23 protein-coding genes are annotated in these 22,527 nt (G+C 71.3%); 13 read left to right on the plus strand and 10 right to left on the minus strand.

The annotated features are described in order from the left end of the window. Positions 1-9 precede the first annotated feature (9 nt). Complete coding sequence (locus ACWH95_RS06875; RefSeq protein ID WP_136035238.1) at positions 10-681, minus strand: response regulator transcription factor; 672 nt, start codon at positions 679-681, stop codon at positions 10-12. An 87-nt stretch (positions 682-768) separates the two neighbouring features. On the opposite strand from ACWH95_RS06875, the gene ACWH95_RS06880 reads away from it, so the two are divergent. The 4 genes from ACWH95_RS06880 to ACWH95_RS06895 all read left to right on the plus strand — a co-directional run bounded on the left by ACWH95_RS06880 (position 769) and on the right by ACWH95_RS06895 (position 4,164). Further along, the gene (locus tag ACWH95_RS06880; RefSeq protein ID WP_454120428.1) at positions 769-1,422 is read left to right on the plus strand and encodes a M15 family metallopeptidase; all 654 of its coding nucleotides are present in this window, start codon (positions 769-771) and stop codon (positions 1,420-1,422) included. Positions 1,423-1,739: 317 nt separating this feature from the next. Then, entirely contained in the window at positions 1,740-2,786 is a 1,047-nt protein-coding gene (alr, locus tag ACWH95_RS06885; RefSeq protein WP_247638188.1) for an alanine racemase, read from the plus strand. Beyond that, on the plus strand, positions 2,783-3,733 hold the full coding sequence (locus ACWH95_RS06890) for a D-alanine--D-alanine ligase family protein (RefSeq protein WP_136036692.1): 951 nt from the start codon (positions 2,783-2,785) through the stop codon (positions 3,731-3,733). Before alr ends, ACWH95_RS06890 begins: the two co-directional genes overlap by 4 nt. 41 nt (positions 3,734-3,774) lie before the next feature. Continuing rightward, positions 3,775-4,164: a VOC family protein gene (locus tag ACWH95_RS06895; protein WP_136032671.1), complete on the plus strand. Its 390-nt coding sequence runs from the start codon at positions 3,775-3,777 to the stop codon at positions 4,162-4,164. A gap of 22 nt (positions 4,165-4,186) precedes the next feature. Here ACWH95_RS06895 and ACWH95_RS06900 read toward each other — a convergent pair whose 3' ends face one another. The 6 genes from ACWH95_RS06900 to ACWH95_RS06925 form a co-directional block, all read right to left on the minus strand. After that, a complete protein-coding gene (locus tag ACWH95_RS06900; protein WP_454120429.1) occupies positions 4,187-6,721 on the minus strand; it encodes a DEAD/DEAH box helicase in 2,535 nt (844 codons plus the stop codon). Between the two features lie 24 nt (positions 6,722-6,745). Continuing rightward, a complete protein-coding gene (locus tag ACWH95_RS06905) occupies positions 6,746-7,240 on the minus strand; it encodes a roadblock/LC7 domain-containing protein (protein WP_136036683.1) in 495 nt (164 codons plus the stop codon). Continuing rightward, positions 7,240-7,776: a GTP-binding protein gene (locus tag ACWH95_RS06910; protein ID WP_136036682.1), complete on the minus strand. Its 537-nt coding sequence runs from the start codon at positions 7,774-7,776 to the stop codon at positions 7,240-7,242. The genes ACWH95_RS06905 and ACWH95_RS06910 overlap by 1 nt, the downstream gene beginning before the upstream one ends. A gap of 98 nt (positions 7,777-7,874) precedes the next feature. Then, complete coding sequence (locus ACWH95_RS06915) at positions 7,875-8,246, minus strand: hypothetical protein (protein WP_454120431.1); 372 nt, start codon at positions 8,244-8,246, stop codon at positions 7,875-7,877. Between the two features lie 140 nt (positions 8,247-8,386). After that, positions 8,387-9,055, minus strand: coding sequence for a DNA alkylation repair protein (locus tag ACWH95_RS06920; RefSeq protein WP_454120432.1), 669 nt, complete (start codon positions 9,053-9,055; stop codon positions 8,387-8,389). A 19-nt stretch (positions 9,056-9,074) separates the two neighbouring features. Continuing rightward, positions 9,075-10,112 (minus strand): FUSC family protein, encoded by a 1,038-nt coding sequence (locus tag ACWH95_RS06925; protein WP_136032684.1) that lies wholly within the window; start codon positions 10,110-10,112, stop codon positions 9,075-9,077. Positions 10,113-10,247: 135 nt separating this feature from the next. On the opposite strand from ACWH95_RS06925, the gene ACWH95_RS06930 reads away from it, so the two are divergent. From ACWH95_RS06930 to ACWH95_RS06940, 3 genes are all read left to right on the plus strand, one after another. After that, positions 10,248-11,204, plus strand: a complete 957-nt coding sequence (locus tag ACWH95_RS06930; RefSeq protein ID WP_454120659.1) for a manganese catalase family protein — start codon at positions 10,248-10,250, stop codon at positions 11,202-11,204. A 102-nt stretch (positions 11,205-11,306) separates the two neighbouring features. Next, complete coding sequence (locus ACWH95_RS06935) at positions 11,307-11,762, plus strand: SRPBCC family protein (protein WP_136036678.1); 456 nt, start codon at positions 11,307-11,309, stop codon at positions 11,760-11,762. Between the two features lie 142 nt (positions 11,763-11,904). Then, on the plus strand, positions 11,905-12,954 hold the full coding sequence (locus ACWH95_RS06940) for a DUF998 domain-containing protein (RefSeq protein ID WP_454120433.1): 1,050 nt from the start codon (positions 11,905-11,907) through the stop codon (positions 12,952-12,954). Positions 12,955-12,973: 19 nt separating this feature from the next. On the opposite strand, the gene ACWH95_RS06945 is transcribed toward ACWH95_RS06940, so the two are convergent. Next, entirely contained in the window at positions 12,974-13,573 is a 600-nt protein-coding gene (locus ACWH95_RS06945; protein ID WP_454120434.1) for a TetR/AcrR family transcriptional regulator, read from the minus strand. 123 nt (positions 13,574-13,696) lie between these two features. Here ACWH95_RS06945 and ACWH95_RS06950 point away from each other — a divergent pair, with 123 nt between their 5' ends. Beyond that, positions 13,697-14,641, plus strand: coding sequence for an alpha/beta hydrolase family protein (locus ACWH95_RS06950; RefSeq protein WP_454120435.1), 945 nt, complete (start codon positions 13,697-13,699; stop codon positions 14,639-14,641). Positions 14,642-14,709: 68 nt separating this feature from the next. Here the strand turns inward: ACWH95_RS06950 and ACWH95_RS06955 are convergent, their stop codons facing one another. Beyond that, the gene (locus tag ACWH95_RS06955; protein WP_454120436.1) at positions 14,710-16,317 is read right to left on the minus strand and encodes an alpha/beta hydrolase; all 1,608 of its coding nucleotides are present in this window, start codon (positions 16,315-16,317) and stop codon (positions 14,710-14,712) included. Between the two features lie 21 nt (positions 16,318-16,338). After that, positions 16,339-16,980, minus strand: coding sequence for a hypothetical protein (locus tag ACWH95_RS06960; protein WP_454120437.1), 642 nt, complete (start codon positions 16,978-16,980; stop codon positions 16,339-16,341). 94 nt (positions 16,981-17,074) lie between these two features. Between ACWH95_RS06960 and ACWH95_RS06965 the strand changes: the two genes are divergently transcribed. From ACWH95_RS06965 to ACWH95_RS06985, 5 genes are all read left to right on the plus strand, one after another. After that, positions 17,075-17,686, plus strand: a complete 612-nt coding sequence (locus ACWH95_RS06965; protein ID WP_454120438.1) for a TetR/AcrR family transcriptional regulator — start codon at positions 17,075-17,077, stop codon at positions 17,684-17,686. Between the two features lie 163 nt (positions 17,687-17,849). Next, positions 17,850-18,080 carry a hypothetical protein gene (locus ACWH95_RS06970; RefSeq protein ID WP_454120439.1) on the plus strand — a complete coding sequence of 77 codons (231 nt, stop codon included), beginning with the start codon at positions 17,850-17,852 and terminating at the stop codon, positions 18,078-18,080. Next, positions 18,047-21,025 carry a helix-turn-helix transcriptional regulator gene (locus tag ACWH95_RS06975; RefSeq protein WP_454120440.1) on the plus strand — a complete coding sequence of 993 codons (2,979 nt, stop codon included), beginning with the start codon at positions 18,047-18,049 and terminating at the stop codon, positions 21,023-21,025. Before ACWH95_RS06970 ends, ACWH95_RS06975 begins: the two co-directional genes overlap by 34 nt. A 75-nt stretch (positions 21,026-21,100) precedes the next feature. Further along, positions 21,101-21,304 (plus strand): cold-shock protein, encoded by a 204-nt coding sequence (locus tag ACWH95_RS06980; protein ID WP_025104028.1) that lies wholly within the window; start codon positions 21,101-21,103, stop codon positions 21,302-21,304. A 188-nt stretch (positions 21,305-21,492) separates the two neighbouring features. After that, complete coding sequence (locus ACWH95_RS06985) at positions 21,493-22,518, plus strand: iron-siderophore ABC transporter substrate-binding protein (RefSeq protein ID WP_136032707.1); 1,026 nt, start codon at positions 21,493-21,495, stop codon at positions 22,516-22,518. The last annotated feature ends 9 nt before the right edge of the window (positions 22,519-22,527 follow it).

A 22,527-nucleotide genomic window follows, 5' to 3' on the forward strand; every position in this document is an offset into this window, starting at 1 on the left:
CCCCGGCGCCTAGGCATCAGCGTCCGCCTCGATCCGGTACCCCACGCCGGGAACGGTGCGGATGATGCCGGGCTCGCCCAGACGCTTGCGCAGCGACGACACCGTGATGCGCACGGCGTTCGTGAACGGGTCTGCGTTCTCGTCCCACGCGCGCTCCAGCAGCTCCTCGGCGCTGACCACGCCGCCCTGTGCGTCGACGAGCACCTCGAGCACCGCGAACTGCTTGCGGGTGAGGGCCACGTACCGGTCGTCGCGGTACACCTCGCGGCGGAACGGGTCGAGCCGGAGGCCAGCGACCTCGAGCACGGGCGGCCGGGAGCGCTGGCGGCGGCGGTCGAGGGCCCGCAGGCGCAGCACCAGCTCCCGCAGCTCGAACGGCTTGGTGAGGTAGTCGTCCGCGCCGATCTCGAATCCGGTGGCCTTGTCGTCGAGCCGGTCGGCGGCGGTGAGCATGAGGATCGGGATGCCGCTGTCGGACGCGACGATCCACCGCGCGATGTCGTCGCCGGAGGGGCCGGGCACGTCGCGGTCGAGCACGGCGATGTCGTACGAGTTGATGCTCAACAGTTCCAGAGCGGTGTCGCCGTCGCCCGCGATGTCGGCCGCGATGGCCTCCAGGCGCAGCCCGTCGCGGACGGCCTCGGCGAGGTAGGGCTCGTCCTCGACGATCAGCACACGCATGGCTGTGATCCTACGCACCGCGGTATATCGCGAACGTATGCAAAAGCGCATACGCCTTCGCAACCGCGCGCTTCCTTCACTGGAACCATGAACACCCGCACGAACCCCCGACCACCGCGGTCGCGTCGCCGTCGTCTCGGTGCGGCGCTGCTGGCGCTGGCCCTCGTCGTCCTCGGCGCGCTCGCGGTGCAGCAGTCGCTGGCCGCCGCCGGACGGACCGTCCCGTCTCCGGCGCCGACCCCGTTCCCCGATCTGTCTTCCGGCGGCGCGGGGACCGACCACGGCGATGCGGACGGCACGATCGCCGACGGTGACCAGCCGACCGTGTTCGACGTGGAGCGGCCGAGCGTCGGCAACCTCGACCCCGATCTGCTCGCCGCCCTGCAGCGGGCCGCGAGCGATGCCGAGGTCGACGGCGTCGGGTTCCGCGTGAACAGCGGCTGGCGTTCCGCCGAGCTGCAGGAGCGGATGCTGCAGGACGCGATCGCCGAGTACGGCTCGGAGGCGGAGGCGCGCCGCTGGGTCGCGACGCCGCAGACCTCCGCGCACGTGTCCGGTGACGCGGTCGACCTGGGACCGCTGCCCGCACTCGACTGGCTGGCGCAGCGCGGCTGGCGCTACGGCCTGTGCCAGACCTATGCGAACGAGTCCTGGCACTACGAGCTGCGCCCCGACGCTGCGGCGGACGGCTGCCCGCAGATGTATGCCGATCCCACCGAAGACCCGAGGATGCGCTCGTGACCCGGGTGACGGCCCGGGGCCTGCGCGATCCCGCCGTCGCCGCTGCTTCCGCGCCCGCGTCGGTCGCGCCCGCGTCTGTCGCGCCCGCGCCTGTCGCGCCCGCGCCTGTCGCGCCCGCGCCTGTCGCGTCCGCGTCTGTCGCGTCCGCGTCTGTCGCATCCGCGCCGGCCGTTCCTGCGCCCGCCCATCCCGCGCCCGTCCGCCCTGCGCCTGCCCGGCCCAGGCGCGATGCCGCGCCCGTCTCCGTCCCCTCCGGTGTCCGTTCCACGCCGCCGTCCCGCCTCTCGCGCCCGCGGTTGTGTACGCTCCCGGAGGCCGTGGCGCAGAACGTGTCGCGCGTGCGGCAGTCGACGTCCGCGCAGATCATGGCCGTGGTCAAGGCCGACGGCTACGGGCACGGGGCGGTCGCGGTCGCCGAGGCTGCCGTCGCCGCGGGTGCGACGTGGCTCGGGGTGACCGACGTCGCCGAGGGCCGTGCGCTGCGAGCGGCCGGCCTGGCCGTCCCGATCCTGTCGTGGCTGAACCCGGGCGGGATCGACGCGGTCGCGGCCGCGCTCGACCGGATCGACGTGGCGGTGGGCTCCGTCGACGAGCTGCGGGCGCTGATCGCGGACGCGGTCGCCCCGGTGCGGGTGCACCTGCACCTCGACACCGGGATGGCGCGAGGGGGCTGCCCGCTCGCCGACTGGCCGGAGCTGCTGCGGCTGGCCAGGGCGGCGCGCGGCCGCGTCGAGGTGGTCGGGGTGATGGGGCATCTGCCGCGCGCGGATGAGGCCGATCCGGCCGCCAACGCCGCGGCGGTGCTGCGGATGCGGCACGGCCGCGACGCGGTGCTCCGCGCCGGCTTCGGTCCGGTGCTCGTGCACCTCGCCGCGACCTCCGGCGCGCTGACCGATCCGGCGACGCACTTCGACCTGGTGCGCGTGGGGGCCGGGCTCGTCGGCATCGATCCGTCGCTCACCACCGTGCTGACCGGTGCGGCGCGGTTCACCGCCGCGGTGGTGCACAGCGCGTTCGTGCCGGCGGGCACCGCGGTCGGGTACGGCGGCGCGCACGTGACGGATCGGGCGACCCACCTCGCGGTCGTGGGCGTCGGATACGCCGACGGCATCCCGCGCGAGCTCGCGCCCGGTGCTGGCGTGGAGCTCGACGGCGGCAGGCACCCCGTCGTCGGGCGGGTGTCGATGGACCAGATCGTGATCGACACGGGAGCGACCGCGGTGCCCCGCGGGGCCGTCGCGACCGTGTTCGGACCGGAGGGCGGCGCGGTGCCGTCGGTGCAGGACTGGGCGAGGTGGGCGGGCACCATCCCGCACACCATCGTCACCGGCATCGGCCCGCGCGTGGAGAGGGGGATCGCATGACGACCAGGGTGCTGGTGATCGGCGGGGGGCAGAACTCCGAGCACGACGTGTCGCTGGCGTCGGCGGCCGCGGTCGCCGCAGCGCTGCGACTCGGCGACCACGAGGTGGTGTGTGCGACCATCGGCCGCGACGGCGTGTGGCGGTCCGACGCGCTGCCCACGGCCGGGAGCGCGGCAGAGTCACTGCAGCAGGCGCTCGGGCTCCTGGCCACGGTCGACGTCGTGTTCCCCGCCGTGCACGGGGTGCTCGGGGAGGACGGTGCGCTCGCGGCCCTGTGCGCACTCGCCGGGGTGCGCGTGGTCGGCTCCGGGCTGCGGGCGGGCGCGATCGGCATGGACAAGTGGACCACGAAGCTCGTGGCCCAGGCGGTCGGCATCGGCACCGCGCGGGGGCGACTGGTGGGGGCGGCCGACCTCGGCGACGCGGAGTTCGACGAGCCCGTGGTGGTGAAGCCCGTCTCGGCCGGGTCGAGCCACGGTGTGAGCCTGGTGTCGGCGGAGGGCGAGCTGCTGGGGGCGCTGCGGGAGGCCGCGCGCTTCGACCGGCGGATCCTCGTCGAGGAGGTCGTGCGCGGCCGGGAGGTGGACGTGGCCGTGATCCGCGAGAGAGGCGGCGTGCGGTGGGCGGCCCCGCCCCTGGAGATCCACGCGCCCGGACTGTTCGACACCGCGACCAAGTACGACGGCTCGGCCCGCTTCACGGTTCCCGCGCAGCTGGATCCCGCGCAGACGAGCGCCCTGCAGCGGGCGGCGGTGGCCGTGTTCGACGCCCTCGGCTGCGACGGCGTGGCCCGCATGGACTTCTTCCTCACGGAGCGGGGGCCCGTGCTGAACGAGGTCAACACCATGCCGGGCATGACCGCGGCGTCACAGGTGCCGCGCATGTTCGCCGCCGCGGGCGTGCCCTACGTCGATCTCGTGACGCGACTGGTGCGCGCTGCGTCGTGAAGGGGGTCGACAGGGATCCTGCGACGGCGGATCCTGGGAACATGACGGCGTTCACGGTGCACGATGCGTTCAGCGGTTTCAGTGTCGACGACCTCGACGCGGCGCAACGGTTCTACGGCGAGACCCTCGGGCTCGAGGTCGCCCGGAATGCGATGGGCTTCCTCGAGCTGCGGCTCGCCAGCGGCGGCAGCATCCTCGTGTACGACAAACCGAACCACGAGCCGGCGAGCTTCACGATCCTGAACTTCCCGGTGGCTGATGTGGATGCCGCGGTCGACGAGCTGCGCGCCAAGGGGGTCGAGACGAAGATCTACCCCGACGACGTGTTCCCCTCGGACGACCGCGGGATCGTGCGCGGCGACGGACGCGGGCCCGACATCGCGTGGTTCCGCGACCCGGCGGGCAACGTGCTCGCGGTGATGCAGGCCTGACGCCCGTCGGTCCCGCGCCGGCTCAGAGCCGGTCGACCGCGGTCACGGTGACGACCGCCTCGCCGGCCTCGTCTGAGGCGGCGAGGTCGATCGTGGCGCTGATGCCCCAGTCGTGGTCGCCCGCGGGGTCGTCGAGGATCTGCCGCGCGGTCCAGGCCGTCGGGCCCTCGGTGAGCAGCAGCAGCCGGGAGCTGCGGGCGTCGGCACCGGTCAGGATCTCGTCGTGCTCGGCGAAGTAGCCGTCGAGCGCGTCCGACCAGGCGTCGGCGCCGAAGCCGGGGTCGAGCTCGGCGAGCGCCGCCACGTCCTCCCGCGCGGCCAGCTGCACGCGACGGAACAGCTCGTTGCGCACCAGGATGCGGAACGCCCGGGTGTTGGCGGTGAGGCGCTTCGGGGCGGGCGGCACGATCGGCTCGTCCGGCGCGTGCGGGTCGAAGCGGCCGTTGTCGGTGCCCGTCGCGAGCTCGGTCCACTCGTCGAGCAGGCTGGAGTCGATCTGGCGCACGAGCTCGCCCAGCCACGCGATGAGGTCGCGGAGGTCCTCGTCCTTGCGCTCCTCGGGGATCGTCTGCGATGCCGCGCGGTAGGCGTCGGACAGGTAGCGCAGCACCACGCCCTCCGACCGGGCGATCTTGTAGAACGCGACGTATTCCCCGAACGACATGGCCCGCTCGTACATGTCGCGCACGACCGACTTGGGGCGGAGGGAGAAGTCGCGGATCCACGGCTGCGCGGCGCTGAACGTCTCGAACGCGGCGTCCAGCAGCTCGTCGAGCGGGCGCGGGTAGGTGATCTGCTCCAGCAGCTCCATCCGCTCGTCGTACTCGATCCCCTCCGCCTTCATCGCCGCGACCGCCTCGCCGCGGGCGAGGAACTCCTGCTGGCTGAGCACGGCGCGCGGGTCGTCGAGCGTCGACTCCACGATCGAGATCATGTCGAGCGCGTACGAGCCCGTGCCGGTCCCCGCGGACGGGTCGGGGTCGAGCAGGTCGAACGCGGCGAGGGCGAACGGCGACAGGGGCTGGTTGAGGGCGAAGTTCGGCGGCAGGTCGACCGTGAGGCGGATGTCGCCGTCGGCGGTGCGCTGCACGACTCCCGACTCCCGCAGCGTGCGGAAGATGCCGATCGCCCGGAGCGCCAGCTCCCGCTGTCGGACGCGGGTCTCGTGGTTGTCGTAGACCAGGCGGCGCATGTGGGCGAACACGTCGCCGCCGCGCGCGATCACGTTGAGCATCATGGCGCTGGTGATCTGCATGTGCGAGGTCAGCGTCTCGGGTGTCGCGTCGATGAGCTTGCGGAACGACGGCTCGCCCCACGACACGAACCCGTCGGGCGCCTTCTTGCGGATGATCTTCCGCTTCTTCTTCGGGTCGTCTCCGGCCTTGCGGATCGCGGCGAGGTTCTCGGTCTCGTGCTCCGGGGCCTGGGCCACGACGGTGCCCGCGGTGTCGAAACCCGCCCGCCCCGCCCGCCCGGCGATCTGGTGGAACTCGCGCGCGTTGAGCTGCCGCATCCGCGTGCCGTCGAACTTCGTCAGCGCCGTCAGCAGCACCGTGCGGATGGGCACGTTGATGCCGACCCCCAGCGTGTCGGTGCCGCAGATCACCCGCAGCAGTCCGCGCTGGGCGAGTTGCTCGACCAGGCGGCGGTACTTCGGGAGCATGCCCGCGTGATGCACGCCGATGCCGGCGCGCAGGAACCGCGACAGCGTCTTGCCGAACGCCGTGGTGAAGCGGAACTCGGCGATCAGGGCCGCGATCTCGTCGCGCTGCTCGCGCGACGCGACCTTCGTGCTCGACAGCGCCTGGGCGCGCTCCATGGCCGCCGACTGCGAGAAGTGCACGATGTAGACCGGCGCCTGCCCGGTGGCGAGCAGATCGTCGATCGTCTCGTGGATGGGCGTCGTCTCGTAGAAGAAGTGCAGCGGCACCGGGCGCTCGACACCCGTGACCGTCGCGGTCTCCCTGCCCGTGCGTCGGGTCAGGTCGGCAGCGAGCGCGGTCACGTCGCCGAGGGTCGCCGACATGAGCACGAACTGCGCCTGCGGCAGCTCCAGCAACGGCACCTGCCACGCCCACCCGCGCTCCGGGTCGGCGTAGAAGTGGAACTCATCCATCACGACCAGCCCCACGTCGGCGTCGCTGCCGTGCCGCAGGGCGAGGTTGGCGAGGATCTCGGCGGTGCAGCAGATGATGGGAGCGTCCGCGTTGACCGAGGAGTCACCCGTGATCATGCCGACGTTCTCGGCGCCGAAGACGTCGACCAGGGCGAAGAACTTCTCGCTCACGAGCGCCTTGATCGGCGCCGTGTAGAAGCTCCGACGGTCGCCGACGAGCGCGGCGAAGTGCGCCCCCACCGCAACCAGCGACTTGCCGGTTCCGGTGGGCGTCGAGAGGATCAGGTTGTTCCCCGAGACGATCTCGATGAGCGCCTCGTCCTGGGCGGGGTAGAGCCGGATGCCCGTCGACTCCACCCACTCCACGAACGTCAGGTACACGGCGTCCGGATCGGCCGCGTCGGGAACGGTGGCGGGCTCGAGCCGCGGCGGTGAAGTCATGGTCCCTCGATCATCGCATCTGCATCAGACTCCCGTTCCCGTCACCCCCAGTGCGGTCAGCAGCTCGTAGGCCGTGGACCGCGCGTGCACGATGACCGCGCCGAGCTGCGATTCCGCGGCCGACACCGACAGCAGCAGCTGCCCGTATGGCGCGAGGATGAAGCTCAGCAGCGCCATCTGGCTGTCTTCCACCGACAGCGAGACGATCGCGGACAGCGTGGGTTCGGTACCGCCCGAGATGATCTCCGCCTCGGCGCGGGCCACGCCGAACAGCGAACCGTTCATGGCCGCGAGGTGCTCGCCCGACTGCGGGTCGAGTCCGATCGACGCGATGTGCAGGCCGTCGGCGGTGCCGAGGACGGCCGAGGTCAGCTCGGGGAAGCGGCTCTTCAGCTGCTCCAGCCGGGTGATGGCGGACTGGTTCACGATGCCCGACCAGAGCGCCCAGTTGCCGGCGATGTCGGGGTGCATGCGCGACGGGTCGTGCGGAGCGGCCTCCGCGTCACCGTGTGGTCTCATCAGTTCTCCTCCGGAAGGTCGAGCGCAGCGCTGGCGACGCGCATCACGCTGTCGCGGTCGCGGGCGTCGGCCGCGAGCACGCGCGAGGGTGGCACCGCGTACTGCTGCAGCACGTCGGCGAGAGCCCGACGGATCGAGCCGATCGATCGGTGGTCGCTGTGGCTGACGACGATGATCAGCCGATGCAGCTCGGCGGGGAACAGTCGCAACCACTCCGCCGTGTCGGAGGTCATGGTGGGCTGATCGCCCCGCACCCAGAGCAGGATGCGGGTGCCGGGCAGCGACACGTTCGGTCGTGCTGCGGCGAACCGGCGCTGCCCCGGTACGCCGATGAGCGCGACAGAGACCTCGGGTGTCGGCCGCCACGTGCCGAAGTCGAGCCCGACCGTGGTCGTCGTCTTGTCCTCGCCCTGGGCCGCGGTGGCGCTCATCGGCACGTCGGTGTCGACCGGCGGCACGTCGCTCAGAGCGCGCACCGCGGTGGTCTTGCCGGCGCCGACGGGCCCCGCGAAGATCATGCGATATCGGGTCGGCATGTCTGCTCGTCGCCAACGAGAGCGCCTCAGCGGCTTCTCCGAGGAGTGTGCCCTGCGTGGCCGCGAGCTTCCGAGGCCGCTCCCGACGGCCTCCTCGGTCAAGCGGCGAGCGCCGTGACGTGGCGGTTCACCGACGAGCGCAGCATCGCCAGGTTCGTCGCCTGCCGATCGGCCGCGATGTACAGGAACATGCCGCCGTCGATGAGCTTGAGGAGGTGCAGCTGCGTGTCGAGCGTGAGCAGCATGTCCTCCAGGTGGGCGTCGAGCCCGAGCGCCTCGATGGTGCGGTTCTTGTTCTTCACGATCTCGGCGTTGAAGGCGCTCGCGACATCGAGATCGAAGTCCGGTCGGGTCGAGCTCGACGTGATCGGCAGCCCCGACTCCAGGTCGACGATCGACGCGCCGTTGAAGCCGTTGATGTCGTGGGCGATGTCGTCGATCAGCTGGTTCAGCTCATCCTGCGTGGCCATGGTTCTCCCCAGTGTGTGGTTTTCACCGCGCGCACCAGAGACCGCCCAGTGCGGTCACCCCCAGAGTGCACGCGATCAGAAAAGTGTATAACGTTACCCGCCACTGCGCGAACCGGGTCCCGCCACGCCGCGCCAGAGCGTCAGCCCTCCCGGCGCCGCACGATCTCGGCGATCCACAGCGGGGCGAACGGCGAGGTGCAGCCGGGAGCGGTGGGGTAGTCCGCCAGCACCCGCAGGCGCTCGCCGATGTCGATGGCCCTGGCGCGGTGCTCCCGGTGGAAGATGCCGATCGTCGCGAGCGTCTCGTTCATCGCCCACTGCAAGCGCGGCGGCGCGTCGGCGAGGTCGCGCTCGATGCGGTCGAGCAGCGCGTCGAGATCGAGCCCGTCGGGGTCTTTCGCGACGCGCACGGTCGTGAGCGACCAGGCGGCCGCGGCCACGGTGGGATCCGGGTCGTCGAACCAGCGGGTGCGGAGCTCCTCCGTGAGCGGCGACTTCTTCACGACGTAGTTCACGAACCAGTCGTTGACCTTCGGTGGACGCGTGTCGCGCAGCAGGGCGTCCAACTCGTCGGCGGTGAAGTCCCGCGGCCGGCAGACCAGGATCGCCAGGAGTCGGGCGGCGGTGTCGCCGGTCGCCCACAGCGCGGTCGCGAGCGCCTGGTCGGTCCCGATCCGCTTGGCCAGGGCGCGCATCCGGCTGAGGTTGATGCCGTGGTCGTCGCCGCGCTTCTCGTTCGCCGCGCGCTGCTTCGGATCTTCGAGCGCCGCGAGCTCGGCCACGGCGGCGTCCACGGTCATACCGGCCATGCTCACAGGGTACGCGCGGTCACTCCTCGTCGAGCAGCTCCCCGCGGATCCGCCGCAGGTCCTCCATGAGCGACCCGACGAGGATCCAGTGCTGCGACGACGGCGGACGGACCACCAGCGGCGCCGTGAGGGCCGGGATCGCCGAGGTCAGCGCCTCGGGCTCGGGCGCCGGGGCGGACGACTGCACCGCGAGCCGCACGTCGTGCCCCGCCCGCCGCAGCTGCTCGGCGATCGCGGCCACCGCCGGCTCCTCGCCCAGACGGTCGTCGTAGTGGTCGAAGTAGGCGCGGGTCATCCCGATGGTCTGCGTGACGATGGGGGACAGGCGGTCGAGCAGCTGCCGCAGTTCCGCCAGGTCGGCCCGGTGGGTCGAGCGGCGCGGGTTGAGGGTGAGCGACTCCTCCCCGGCGGCGATCGCGGCCTCGGCGGCGTCTTTCATCGGGCGGAGCAGCCGCACCTCGAGCATCAGCTCCTGGAGTCGCGCGGGGGTCTGCGGCTCGGGGAGGGCATCGGCGAGGCGGTCCAGGCTCGCCGCGAGCTCGCGCCCGAGGAGCCCGACATCGCGTCGCGCCGGCTCGACCAGCACGGGCGGCACGATCAGGGCGTTCACCACGATGCCGATCACCACGCCGATCAGCGTCTCGGCGATGCGGGCGATCGCATACTCCGGGCTCGACGACCCCAGGGCCAGCACGAGCATCGCCGAGATCGCCACCTGGTTGCCGGTGCCCGGCGAGGCCCGGAAGATCCAGGCGACGAGCATCGCCACCACGATCGCGAGCAGCACGATCCAGCTCGGTGAGCCGAGGAGGAGCCCCAGCGCGACGGCGATCACCACCCCCACGATCACGCCGATGCTGCGCTCCAGCGCCTTGGACAGCGACTGGTTGACGCTCGGCTGCACCACCAGCAGGGCCGCGATCGCCGCGAACACGGGCAGCTGGCCCGGGAAGGCCCAGCCCGCGATCAGCCAGGCCGCGATCGTGGCGGCGGCCGACTTCACGACCTGCAGCAGCGGTGACCGCTGGGAGGCGCGGATCGCGGCGGGGATGCGCATGGCCTCCACGCTAGTGCGCCCGCGGGCGCGGGATGATACGCGCCGACTGCGGACCCGTCCATCGGGGTGACCGATCCGCCGGCCAGGCGGAGAGTGGGCCACCCCAGCGACAAGCGACCCGGCGAGGAGGCCGACATGTACTTCCACCTGCAGCAGCTCATCAACGACATCGAGGTCGACGAACCGGACCCCGCGGCGGCCAACGCGCTGCAGGAGGGTCTGGGCGGCCAGTTCGGCGAGATGCGCACGATGATGCAGTACCTGTTCCAGAGCATCAACTTCCGTGGTCCAGCGGGCAAGCCGTATCGCGACCTCATCCAGGGCATCGGCACCGAGGAGATCAGCCACGTCGAGCTGATCGGCACGACCATCTCCCGGCTGCTCGACGGCTCTCCGGCGTATCAGGGCAAGAAGGACGCCCCGGTAGATGCACCGGGAGCCGGCGGCGCGGTGCCGCTCGAGATCGCGCTCGACCACAGCAACATCCACCACTACCTGGTCGGCGCGCAGGGCGCCCTGCCGGTGGACGCGGCGGGGAACCCGTGGATGGGCAGCTACGTGTACAACTCCGGCAACCTCGTGCTCGACCTGCTCTACAACCTCATGCTCGAGTCGACCGGCAGGCTGCAGAAGTGCCGCCTGTACGAGATGACGGCGAACAAGACGGCGCGCTCCACGATCTCGTACCTCATCGTGCGCGACCAGGCGCACGAGAACGCCTATGCGAAGGCGCTCGAGACCCTGGGGGTGAACTGGCGCACGAGCCTGCCGATCCCCAAGACGAACGCCGAGAGCTTCCCCGAGGTGAAGCGGCTGCTCGACCTCGGTCTGCAGAGCAAGCAGTACTCGTTCGACCTGGACGACCGTTCCGAGGCCGGGCGCATCTTCCGGGGGATGTCGCCGTCGGGCGACGGCACCGAGCTGATCGCCGACCAGCAGGCGCCGGAGGGCGTGCCGTCCGTCATCGCGCTGGAGCGCCCCGAGGAGTTCGCGCCGGGTGCGGACGCCGAGCTGCAGGCGCTCATCCAGGCCACCGCCGAGATGGAGATGGCCGACATCGAGGCGACCTTCGGCCGGATGACGTCGAGCTGAGGACCGTCGTCGATCCGCGCTGCGATGTCAACCCCGTGGCCGATACCGGCTCGTGACGCCTGAATGGAAGCACACGAACGACGAACAGCAGAGGAGCATCCCATGGTGCAGATCATCGAGACCATCGACGTCGACGTTCCCGTCCGCACGGCATACAACCAGTGGACGCAGTTCGAGAGCTTCCCGAAGTTCCTCGACGAGGTCGTGTCCATCACGCAGACCGACGACACCCACACGCACTGGAAGGTGAACGTGGGTGGAGCGGAGCGCGAGTTCGACGCCGAGATCACCGAGCAGCACCCGGATGAGCGCGTCGCCTGGAACAGCGTCGGCGGCGAGACCGAGCACGCGGGCGTGGTGACCTTCCACAAGCTCGACGACACGTCGACCCGCGTCACGGTGCAGCTCGACTGGGAGCCGGAGGGGCTGCTGGAGAAGGTGGGCGCGCTCGTCGGCGCCGGCTCGCACGCCGTTAAGAAGGACCTCAAGAACTTCAAGGAGTTCATCGAGGGGCGCGGCGTCGAGACGGGCGCCTGGCGCGGCGACGTCGACGCCTGATCCGCGGGCGACCGGAGGGCGCGCGACCGGAGATCGACGAGGCCCGGAGCACCGCAGCACGCGGGGCTCCGGGCCTCGTCGCGTGTCCGGCGTGCGCGGAGTCGGGGGTGCGCACGTCGGCGCCCCGTGCTTGCATGAGCGCATGGAGAGGGACCGGAGGCTGCGCGCCGAGGCTGCAGCGGTCGCGGCGACCGCCGTGTGCTTCGTGCTCGGCGTCGGCGCGGGACTCGTCGTGCTGCGCGGGGCGTCCAGGCCGCTGACCGGCGAGACGGGTCTGGCGATGCCGGTCGCCGTGGTCGCCGGGGTGATCGCCGCGGGGGCCTTCGCGGTGAGCACACTGCGGCACCGTCGCGGCGAGACCACCGGGATGCCGCGATGGCAGGTGATCGTGTCGCACCTCTCGGCAGGCGCACTCACGCTCGCGTTCGGCGCCGTGACCGTGATGGGCGTGCTGCTCACAGCGGAGGTGCTGGCCGTCGGGCTGCGCGGGCTCGAGCTCGGGGCGGTGGGCGGCGGTCTGCTCGCCGGGGTCGCGGCGGCCGTGGGCGGCCGGTTCGCGTTCGGGGCAGGGGTCGGGCTGCGCACGGCCGACCTCGCCGGGCTCCTGTTCGGCTTCCTGGTGATCGGCACGCTGTTCGCGATGGTGACGGCGGTCGACCCGCGGTGGTGGGAGGAGAACTTCTCGCAGCTCGGCGTGGGGTGGGCGTTCAACGGCACGCTCGTGGTCGCCGGGCTGCTCGTCGCCACGGTCGGCGCGTACATCGGCCGTGACCTGCACCGCCTGCAGGGCGACGACGCCCTGCCGCGCATCGCCGTGATCGTGGGCCTGTGGGCGGCCGCGGGTGCGGCGCTCGCCGCCGTGGGGCTGCTGCCCCTGTACCGGGCACCCCTGCCGCACGACATCGCGGCCTTCGCGGCGCTCGTGCTGTTCCTGGCCGCCGCGGCACTGACCACGGTCGCGGTACCGGGGCGACCGACGGCGCTCGTGGCGACGTCGATCGCGGTGGGCGTGCTCGTGGTGGTGGCGGTCGTGCTGTGGCTGCCGTTCGGGCTGTACGCGGTCACGGCGCTCGAGGCGATCGTGGTCGGGCTGGGGCTGCTGTGGCTGACGACGCTCGTGCGCGTGCTGGCGATCCTGGTGCCGGAGGCGTCGCGTCCCTCGGCCCGGCGCTCGCCGCTGCGCGCGGGCTGACGCCGGCTCGACGAGGGGGTCAGCGAGCTTCGGGTGCGAGCACGCCGGAGATGAGCAGTTGCACCAGGTCGGCAGCCCGGTACCGCGCGTCGCCGGTCGCGCCGATGCAGAGGTTCCCGATGCCTCGGAGCACGGTGTACGCATCGATCGCGGGCGTCGCCTCCGCGGACCCGCGCGCTGCCTCCAGGAGCGAGGCGCACACCGGGACGAGACGGTCGACGAAGGAGGTGTGCAGGGCGTCGGATCCGGCGCTGTCGCCCTGCAGTGCGCCGGGCAGGCCATGCTTGGTGACCAGGAACTCCACGAACAGGGCGACCCACGCACGCAAGGCAGCTTCGGGGGTCGCGCTCTCCGCAAGAAGGCGGGGACCGGCGTCGGCGCACGCTTCGACCTGGTGCCGGTACACCGCGACCACCAGCTCGGAACGCGTCGGAAAGTGACGATAGATCGTCCCGACGCCGACTCCCGCCTTCGCTGCGATCTCTCGGACCGGAGCATCGACCCCGGACGTCACGAACACTGCTGCCGCCGCCTCGAGCAGAGCCTGCTCGCTCCGGCGCGGGCGACCCGCTCGCTGCGGCCGCGCATCGTGCGACGGCTCGCTCTCGACCTCGCTCATGTCCTGCTCCGGTTCTCTCGACGGCGCTCACTTGCATTACGGAGCATTGTTCCGTAATGTTGCGGAACAGCGCTCCGATATCCACTATCGCAGAGCGCTGCACCCCTCGGAAAGGAACTCGCCGTGACCTCATCCATCGTCGACACGCTGGACGGCATCATCGGTGCCGGACGCAGGGTCGTCTCCGTCGCTCCCGTGGCGTTGTCCGCGCCCGGCCGAGCGGTTCCCCTCGACGTGCGGGTGTCCGCTCCCGCGACGGGATCGAACCTTCCCGTCGTGCTGTTCTCCCACGGCAACGGCTGGAACCTCGATGGGTATGCGCCGCTCACCGCGTTCTGGGCCTCCCGCGGGTTCGTCGTGATCCAGCCGACGCATCTGGACTCGCGCCGCAACGGGTTCGGGTTCGAGCACCCGGTGTTCCCCACGATCTGGACCGAACGGATCACGGATCTCACTCGCATCCTCGACCAGCTCGACACCATCGAGGCCGCCGTTCCCGGTCTCTCCGGCCGCATCGATCGCACGCGCGTCGCCGCGACCGGTCATTCCTGGGGCGGACAGACCGCGCAGTCCGTGCTCGGGGCGCGGATCCTCAACGACTCGGGCACGGTCGGCGACGACATGTCCGACGGACGCGTCACCGCAGGCATCCTGTTCGCGGCGACCGGTGTCGGCGGCGACCACCTTCACCCTTTCGCACGGACGAACTTCCCCTTCATGCGTCCGTCCTTCGCGGAGCTTCGCACGCCGACCCTCGTCGTCGCCGGAGACCACGACCAGTCCGCGATGTCCAGCCGCGGACCGGACTGGTTCACCGATGCCTATACGCACAGCCCCGGTGCGACGGATCTCCTCACGCTCCACGGTGCCGAGCACTCCCTCGGCGGCATCGTGGGGTACGACGTCGCCGAGACCACCGACGAGCACCCCGAGCGGGTCGCCGTCATCCAGCGGATGAGCACCGCCTACCTGCGGACCGCTCTGCACGTCGACGACACCAGCTGGCCCGCTGCTCGCGCCGCGTTCACGGAGGGCGGCCATCCGATCGGTCACATCGACAGCAAGTGAGAGGTGTGCCCGTGTCCCTCGCCGTGCGCGAGCAGCAGGCGAGGGACCAGGCGTCGCAAGGGAGGAGATCACAGCGCGCAGCGCGCTCCGTCCTCGGGGAGTTCGAGGTCGACGAGGTAGTCGGCGACGATCTCGTCGATGCACTCGTTGCGGGAGACGATGGTGCCGTGCTGGTTGCCGTCGACGGTGAGCAGTCGTGCGCCGAGGGTGTCGGCGAGGCTGATGCCTCCGTCGTGAGGGGTCACCGGATCTCCCGTGGCCGACACCACGAGCACCTCGGGAAGCCCGTCGATGTCCGTCGCGTAGGGGTAGCCGAGTGTCGGTTCGGACGGCCAGTACTCGCAGCCGTCCTGGGTGGGGGGAGCGGTCCCCGGGTCGAGGAACGGCACGGCATCGTTGAGGTCTTCGCCGAGCCTCGCCATCTCCTCGGCGGTGAAGCGTTCTTCGTCCAGGCAGTTGATCGCGAAGAGCGCCTCGTACGAGTTCGTGTACTCGCCGCTCTCGGAGCGGCCGTATGACCCGTCGCGCAGCGCGAGCAGGGCATCCGGCCGACCTGCCTTCAGCTCCGCCAGCCCTGCCACGATCGCGGGCCAACTCGCCTCGGAGTACAGCCCGGCGACGATGCCTTCGCCGGCGGCGAGGAAGCCGACCTCGCGGCCATCGGCGGCGATCAGCGGCTCATCGACAAGCGGCCGCAGGAGCCGCTGCGCCTCGCTCGTCGCCCGTGCGGGATCGGCGCCGAGAGGGCAATCGGCCTGGGCCGCACAGAAGTCGGCGAAGCGCTGGAAGGACGCCTGCAGCCCCTCGCTGAGGTGGATCCGACGCTCCCGGGTGTTCTTGAGCGGGTCGACCGCGCCGTCGAGGACGAGGGCGCGGACGTTCTGCGGGAACATCTCGGCATAGACCGCTCCGAGGCGCGTGCCGTAGCTCACACCCGCGAAGGTGAGCTTCTCGTCGCCGAGCGCGGCTCGGAGGATGTCCATGTCGCGAGCGGTATCGCGGGTTCCGAGGTGCGCGAGCACATCGCCTCGGCCCGTGCCATCGGCGCACTTCTCGACGATCTCGCGGGCGGAATCGTCCGTCCACTCTCCGAGTGCCGCGAGGGGAGCGTCGGCGTCTCGCTCGTCGTCGGTGTAGCAATCGACGGCGGGGCGGCTGAGGCCGACCCCCCGGGTGTCGAAGCCCACGATGTCGAAGCGGTCGGTGAGGGGCCCGCCCGACCACAGGGCGGCCACCAGAGGGGCGAACGTCGTCGCCGCCGCGCCTGGTCCGCCGGGATTCAGCACGACCGAGCCGATGCGGTCCTCGCCGGTGGCTGCGATGCGGGCCACCGCCAACTCGATGGTCTCACCCGCGGGGTCCCCGTAATCCAGGGGCACCGTGAGCATCGCGCACTCGGCGCTCTCCGCCGCATCGATGACCTGAGGGACGGCGGGTTGCGACCTCACGAGCGCGGGGTCACAGGCACCGAAGTCGAGCTCCTGCCCCCTGTACCGCTCGAGGTCCGAGTCCTGCAGGGCTTCCGATTCCGGCGCGGCGTCCCGGTCGTCCTGCGTCGCGGCGGTGCAGCCGGCCAGCAGCAGCGATGCGACCGCGGTGACAGCGGCGACCGGTGCCACCCATCGCCGTCGATGATCGTTCCTCCGTCGGCTGCGGATCGGCGAGCGGTTCCTCATGGTGTTTCCTTTCGTGGGGTCTCAACTGGCGAGTTCATCGATCCAGCTCGATCGCATCCGCAGGGCCCGCTCCGTGCTGCCGGCGACGGCCGCGAGCCCGATGAGCAGATTGATGTGCAGGGGGAGCTGGATGGGGGACGTGAAGGTGCCCACCGATGCGGCGATCAGCGGTATCTGCGAAAGAGCCTCGATGATCTGGGGAACCTCGACGCAGAGTCCGACGACGACGAGGGTGAGGGAGATGAGGCCGATCGCACGGCTCGCCCGGGGATGCCGGTGGTGCAGGCGGGCGCGGCGCCCCTCGGCCGATCGCGGATCGGGTGACAGCTGTTCTTCGGTGCCGTCTGTGCGCACGTAGTGGCACCGCTTGAGCCCGAAGCCGGTGATCGCGACCTCGATGTGGCCGCCGGGCACCGCGAAGCGGGTGGGCATCTTCGCGTACGACCGCAGTGCGCCGTCGACGTAGAGGCGGGCGCGGACCTCCCCGTCGGTCATGTCACCCCCGTGGCGCACGTCGACGGTGTAGATGGATGCCGTGCCGTCCGGTGACGCCAGGGTGATCGAGCGCAGCGATCGGCTGAACATCTGCCACCAGCGGTACCGCCGCAGTGGTTCTCCTGACCCGTGGCGGACGCGGCGGTTGCGCCAGTTCGCGATTCCCATCGTCGCGGTCCTCGTCTCGATTAGTACAGCGTGCTAGTGAACGAGGGGCTAAGCTATCACACTGTGATAGATCGATGGTTTGCGGAAGGCGGGCATGGGCGCTGAATCGAAGGAGCCGGGGACCCGCTCGAAGATCCTCATCGCGGCGGCGACGATGCTCGGCGAGAACCCCACGGCTCGACTGAGCGTGCGGGGCGTGGCCGCGCGTGCCCAGGTGAGCACCGGCTCGCTGCGGCACTTCTTCCCCACCCAGCGGGAGCTCATCGAGACGGTGGTCGCGGGGATGTACGACCTTGAGATTCCCGACGACCCCATCGACGATCGCTCCCTCACGCCCGAAGAGCGCCTGACCGCGTGCCTGCAGTTGCTTCTCTCCCACGTGGGCGTGGGCGAACGCGCCAGGCAGCAGTGGGGAGCGCTCTACGAGGCGTACGTCGCCACGCCTCCCTCCGAGGACGAAGCCGCGACCTACCTCGCGCTCGAACGGATGGGGCGCCACCGCATCGAGCAGTGGCTGAGGACCCTGGTCGACGAGGGTGCGATCGCTGCGGGTGGGATCGAGGAGCGCGCGCGGTTCCTCGCCACCGTGACGTCGGGCATCGCGACTGAACGCGCGCTGCCCTCCGAGACGGTGCGCGTCGATGCCGAGAAGGAGACCCTGCGTCTCGCCGTCCACGCGGTCATGAGCGGGCCGCCCGCCGCATGAGTTCTCCCTTCGACGGCATGCCCGTCGCGCGGACCGCCTCCGTCGTCGCCACTCCCTAGGCGGGTGTCTCGCCGGGGCGCGCGGAAGATAGGGCATCCGTCCGATGTGGCGGTGGGGCCTCAGAGCGGAGTGTAGGGATACACCGAACCGCCGAGGAGAGATCATGTTCGAGCACCCCTATCTGACCCAGCAGGTGACCGCTCACGAGCAGGAGCGCATCGCGACGGCCGTCGAGCAGCGCCGCCGCCTGATCGAGCACGCGGACCAGATCGTGCCGCGGGCGGACCGGCCCGTGCGGCGGCTGCTGCGTCGCCTCGTGCAGCGCGGGGTCGTCTCGCGCGCGACTGTCGCGGAGCGCGAGTGCCGACCGTGCGAGCCCGCGGTCGCCCGGTGACCGACGCGGTCCTGCTGCCGTTCCCGCACCGCGACCCCGATGTCGGCGGTGGGTGGGACGATGGAGGCATGGCCCCAGCCCCCAGCGCCGCGATGGTCGGGCGAGACGCCGAGCTCGCCGAGGTGCGCCGTCTGTTCGACGGAGCGCGCGACGGCGTGCCCGCGGCCGTGCTGGTGGAGGGCGAGGCCGGGATCGGCAAGTCCCGCCTGGCGCGCGAGTTCGGCGCCGAGGTCGCGAACGCCGCCGACGTGCATGTCGGATGGTGCCTCGACCTGGGCGCGTCGCGCATGCCGTTCGGCCCTCTCACCGGCATCCTCCGGTCGATCGTGGCGCGGATGGGCGTCGAGCGCGTGCGAGCGGTCGTCGGCGTGGGCATCGAGGCGCTCGGGATGCTGCTGCCCGAGCTCGTCGACGCCCCCGCCGACCGCGAGCGCACGAGCCCGGAGCGCCTGCGCGACGCCGTGGCGTCACTGGTCGAGGCCGCGGCGGAGGAGTCGCCGCAGGTGCTCGTGGTGGAAGATCTGCACTGGGCCGACGACTCGACCCTGGCCATCCTGTCGTTCCTGCTGCGGGCGTGGAACCGCGGTCGCATCCTGCTGCTCATCACCTGCCGCACCGACGACGTGCGTCGCGGCGACGCGGTGAGCCGTTTCATCGGCGAGGCCACAAGGGCGCGGCTGCTGGAGCGGCTGACGGTGTCGCGTCTGGAAGACGAGGCCGTCCGCGAGCTGGTCGAGCAGATCACCGGGCGCGCGCCGTCGCCGTCCGCGCTCGAGCGGCTGCAGGTGCGCGCCGAGGGCGTGCCGTTCTTCGTGGAGGAGATCGCCGGGTGCTCCCAGGGCCCGCTGCCGGACAGCCTGCGCGACCTGCTGCTGGCACGCTTCGACCGTCTCGGCGACGACGCAGGGCGTGTGGTGCGGGTCATCTCCGGCGCCGAGCGTCCCCTGAGCCACCCGCTCGTCACGCGCCTGGCCGGGCTGCCCGAGGAGCGTCTCGACGAGGCCCTGCGCGAGGCCGCCCGCAGCGGCATCATCGTGGTGGAAGACGACGACTACCGGTTCCGGCACGCGCTGCTGCGCGAGGCCGTGCACGACGATCTGCTCCCGGGGGAGCGCGCCCGCCTGCACCGCGCCTACGCCGAGGCGCTGGAGGAGCAGAGCGAGGGGGCCGCCGACCGGGGCGATGCCGCCGCGCTCGCGTATCACTGGCAGCTCGCGCAAGACGACCGTCGCGCGATCACGGCCGCCGCCGAGGCCATGCGGCAGGCCAAGGCGCAGTATGCCTTCGCGAGTGCTGCGCGCTTCGGCGAGCTCGTGCTCGAGCTGTGGCCGCTCGTGCCCGACGCCGCCGCCGCGACGGGGTTCGGGCGCCTGGAACTGCTGCACGTGCTCGGGTCGGTGCTGCGCAACGCGGGCGATGGGGAGCGCGCTCTCGCGGTGGCCAACGTCGCGCTCGCCGAGGTCGATGCGACGACGGTCGACCCGCGACTGCACGCCCGCCTGCTGCGCAACAAGGCGCTGTACCTGGTGAACCTGGGGCGGCTCGGGGCCGTGCCGCTGCTCCGCGAGGCGCTGGCCATCGCAGAGGAGTACGTGCCCGACGAGGCGTTCCGCGCCGAGCTGCTCAACCAGCTCGCCGGTCGCCTGATGATCGCGGGCGACCGGGAGGATGCGATCCGGCTCGCCGACGAGGCCGAGCGCCGGGCCGCGGCCGCGGGGTCGCGCGACCAGCAGTCGATCGCAGCGAACATGCGCGGCGGCTCACTGACGCACCTCGGCGCCGTCGAGGCGGGCGTGCGGGAGTTCGAACGGGCGAGGGTGCTGGCAGACGGCTCGACCGCCGAGATGCGCTACCGCGTGAACTACTCCGACCTGTTGACGCTGCTCGGCCGGTACCGGGAGGCGGTCGCGGTGGCCGAAGCCGGGCTGCGCCGCGCGCGGGAGCTGCGCGTCGAGCGCACGTCGGGCACGATCATGGCGCAGAACATGATCGTCCCGCTGCTCGAGCTCGGCGAGATCGACCGCGTCGAGGAGATGCTGTCGCGCGACTTCGTGCAGGGCACGCTGCGGGTGTTCCGCATGTACATGAGCATGACGCGCGTGCGGGTGCTGGCGTGGCGCGGCCGGTCGACCGAGGCGGCGGAGATGCTGCGCGAGTGGCGGCCGGCGTTCGAGGAGACCGGCGGCTCTGAGCGCCAGATCTGGTACGACCTCGTGACGATGACGGTCGCGGTGGCGCAGAGCGAGGGCGACCTCACCGGTGCGCTCGACGCGATCCTCGCGATGGTGCACGACGAGAAGCCGGCGCTGCTGCATCAGCGCCGGCTGCTGCTGGAGGGCGGGGCGATCATCGCGGAGCTGCGGTCCCGTGGGGTCGACGTCGAGGCGGCCTCGGCCACGATCCGCGACGCCTGGCTGGCGCAGCCCGACCAGCTGCAGCACGACGCCTGGGGGCTGATTCTCGATGCCCTGCTCGACCCGCGACCGGAGAAGGTGGAGGAGGCGCTGCGCCGCGCTGACGGCGACGACGTGCCGGTGACCTTCCGCGCGGTGCTCCGCCTGGAGCGCGCGCAGGTGCACGTGCGAGACGGCGAGCGCGCGGCCGCCTCCGCCGTGGTCGCCGAGGCCGTCGCGCTCGCGGAGGAGTGGGACCATGCCCCGCTGCGGGCCGCCATCGCACGGTTCGCCGACGCCGCGGGCCTGCGTGCCGGGGCAGCGCCCGCCGACGCGGAACTGCTGACCGCCAGGGAGCAGCAGGTGCTCGACCTCATCGCGGAGGGGCTCAGCAACCGTCAGATCGGGGAGCGCCTGTTCATCAGCGTGAAGACGGTGAGCGTGCACGTGTCGGCGGTGCTGCGCAAGCTCGGGGTCAGCACGCGCACGGAGGCGGCGCTCACACGGCAGGCCCTCGACCCGACGTCGGGCAGGTCCGCCGTGGTAGCGTGACCGAGCACGCGTGTCGGATCTTCCGGTGCGGTGCAGGCCGCGTCAGCGGCCGGCTTAACAGAAAGTAGAAAACACATGGCCACTGGCACTGTGAAATGGTTCAACGCGGAGAAGGGCTTCGGCTTCATCGCTCCTGATGACGGCACGGAAGACCTCTTCGCCCACTACTCGGCTATCGCCGGCTCCGGTTTCAAGGAGCTCCGCGAGAACCAGAAGGTCGAATTCGACGCTGAGCGTGGCCCCAAGGGCATGCAGGCGGCGAACATCCGCGCTCTCTGAGCGTGCGCTGACTTCCTGAAGCCGGTCGGATCCATCGGATCCGACCGGCTTTTCGCATCCCTCCGGACCTCCGTGCGGTGTCATCGAATTGAGGATGACCTAACTTCGGGTTAGATTAGGCGAGGCTTACCAAAGGCCGGGCGCGTTCTCGTGCCGCCACCCCTCCTCCCATCCCGAAGGGAACGCCTGTGCGCATCTCTCGCCTGCTCGCCATCGGCGCGGCCGCCGCGCTCGCCGTGTCGCTCGCCGCCTGCTCGTCCTCGGCCCCCGAGTCGACCTCCTCCTCGGGCGGCAACCCCGCCTCCGACGACGCGTTCCCCGTCACGATCGAGCACGCCTTCGGCGAGACCACGATCACCGAGAAGCCCGAGCGCGTGGCCACGGTCGCCTGGGCCAACCACGAGGTCCCGCTCGCGCTCGGCATCGTCCCGGTCGGCATGAGCAAGGCCACCTGGGGAGACGACGACGACAACGGCATCCTCCCCTGGGTCGAGGAGAAGCTCGACGAGCTCGGCGGCGACACCCCGGCTCTGTTCGACGAGACCGACGGCATCGACTACGAGGCCGTGGCCGACACCGAGCCCGACGTGATCCTCGCGGCCTACTCCGGGCTGACGCAGGAGGAGTACGACACGCTCTCCAAGATCGCGCCGGTCGTGGCCTACCCCGAGGTCCAGTGGGGCACGTCGGTCGACGACATGATCGAGATGAACGCCACCGCGCTCGGGCTGAAGGACGAGGGCGAGGCACTGATCGATGAGCTGCACGCCGACGCCGACACCGCGCTCGAGGCCCACAGCGTGCTGAAGGACAAGAAGGTGCTGTTCGCCTACTTCGACCCGAGCGACCTCAGCACCATCGGCTACTACACGGCCGCGGACACGCGCCCCGGGTACCTCCACTCCCTCGGTCTGCCGTTCCCCGCGATCGTGGAGGAGAGCGTGGGCAGCGACAAGTTCAACCTCGAGGTGAGCGCCGAGGAGGCGCAGAAGTTCGACGACGTCGACGTGCTGGTCACCTACGGCGACGACACGACCCTCGCCACGCTGCAGGCCGACCCGCTGCTGTCGAAGATCCCCGCGATCGCCGAGGGCCGCGTCGCGATCCTGCCCAACGCCACGCCCATCGCCGCCTCGGCGAACCCGTCGCCGCTGTCCATCCCGTGGGGCCTCGACGACTACCTGGCGATCCTGGCCGCACCGCTCGCGCCGTAACCGCGTCGC

The sequence above is a fragment of the Microbacterium sp. NPDC055502 genome (assembly GCF_053643635.1).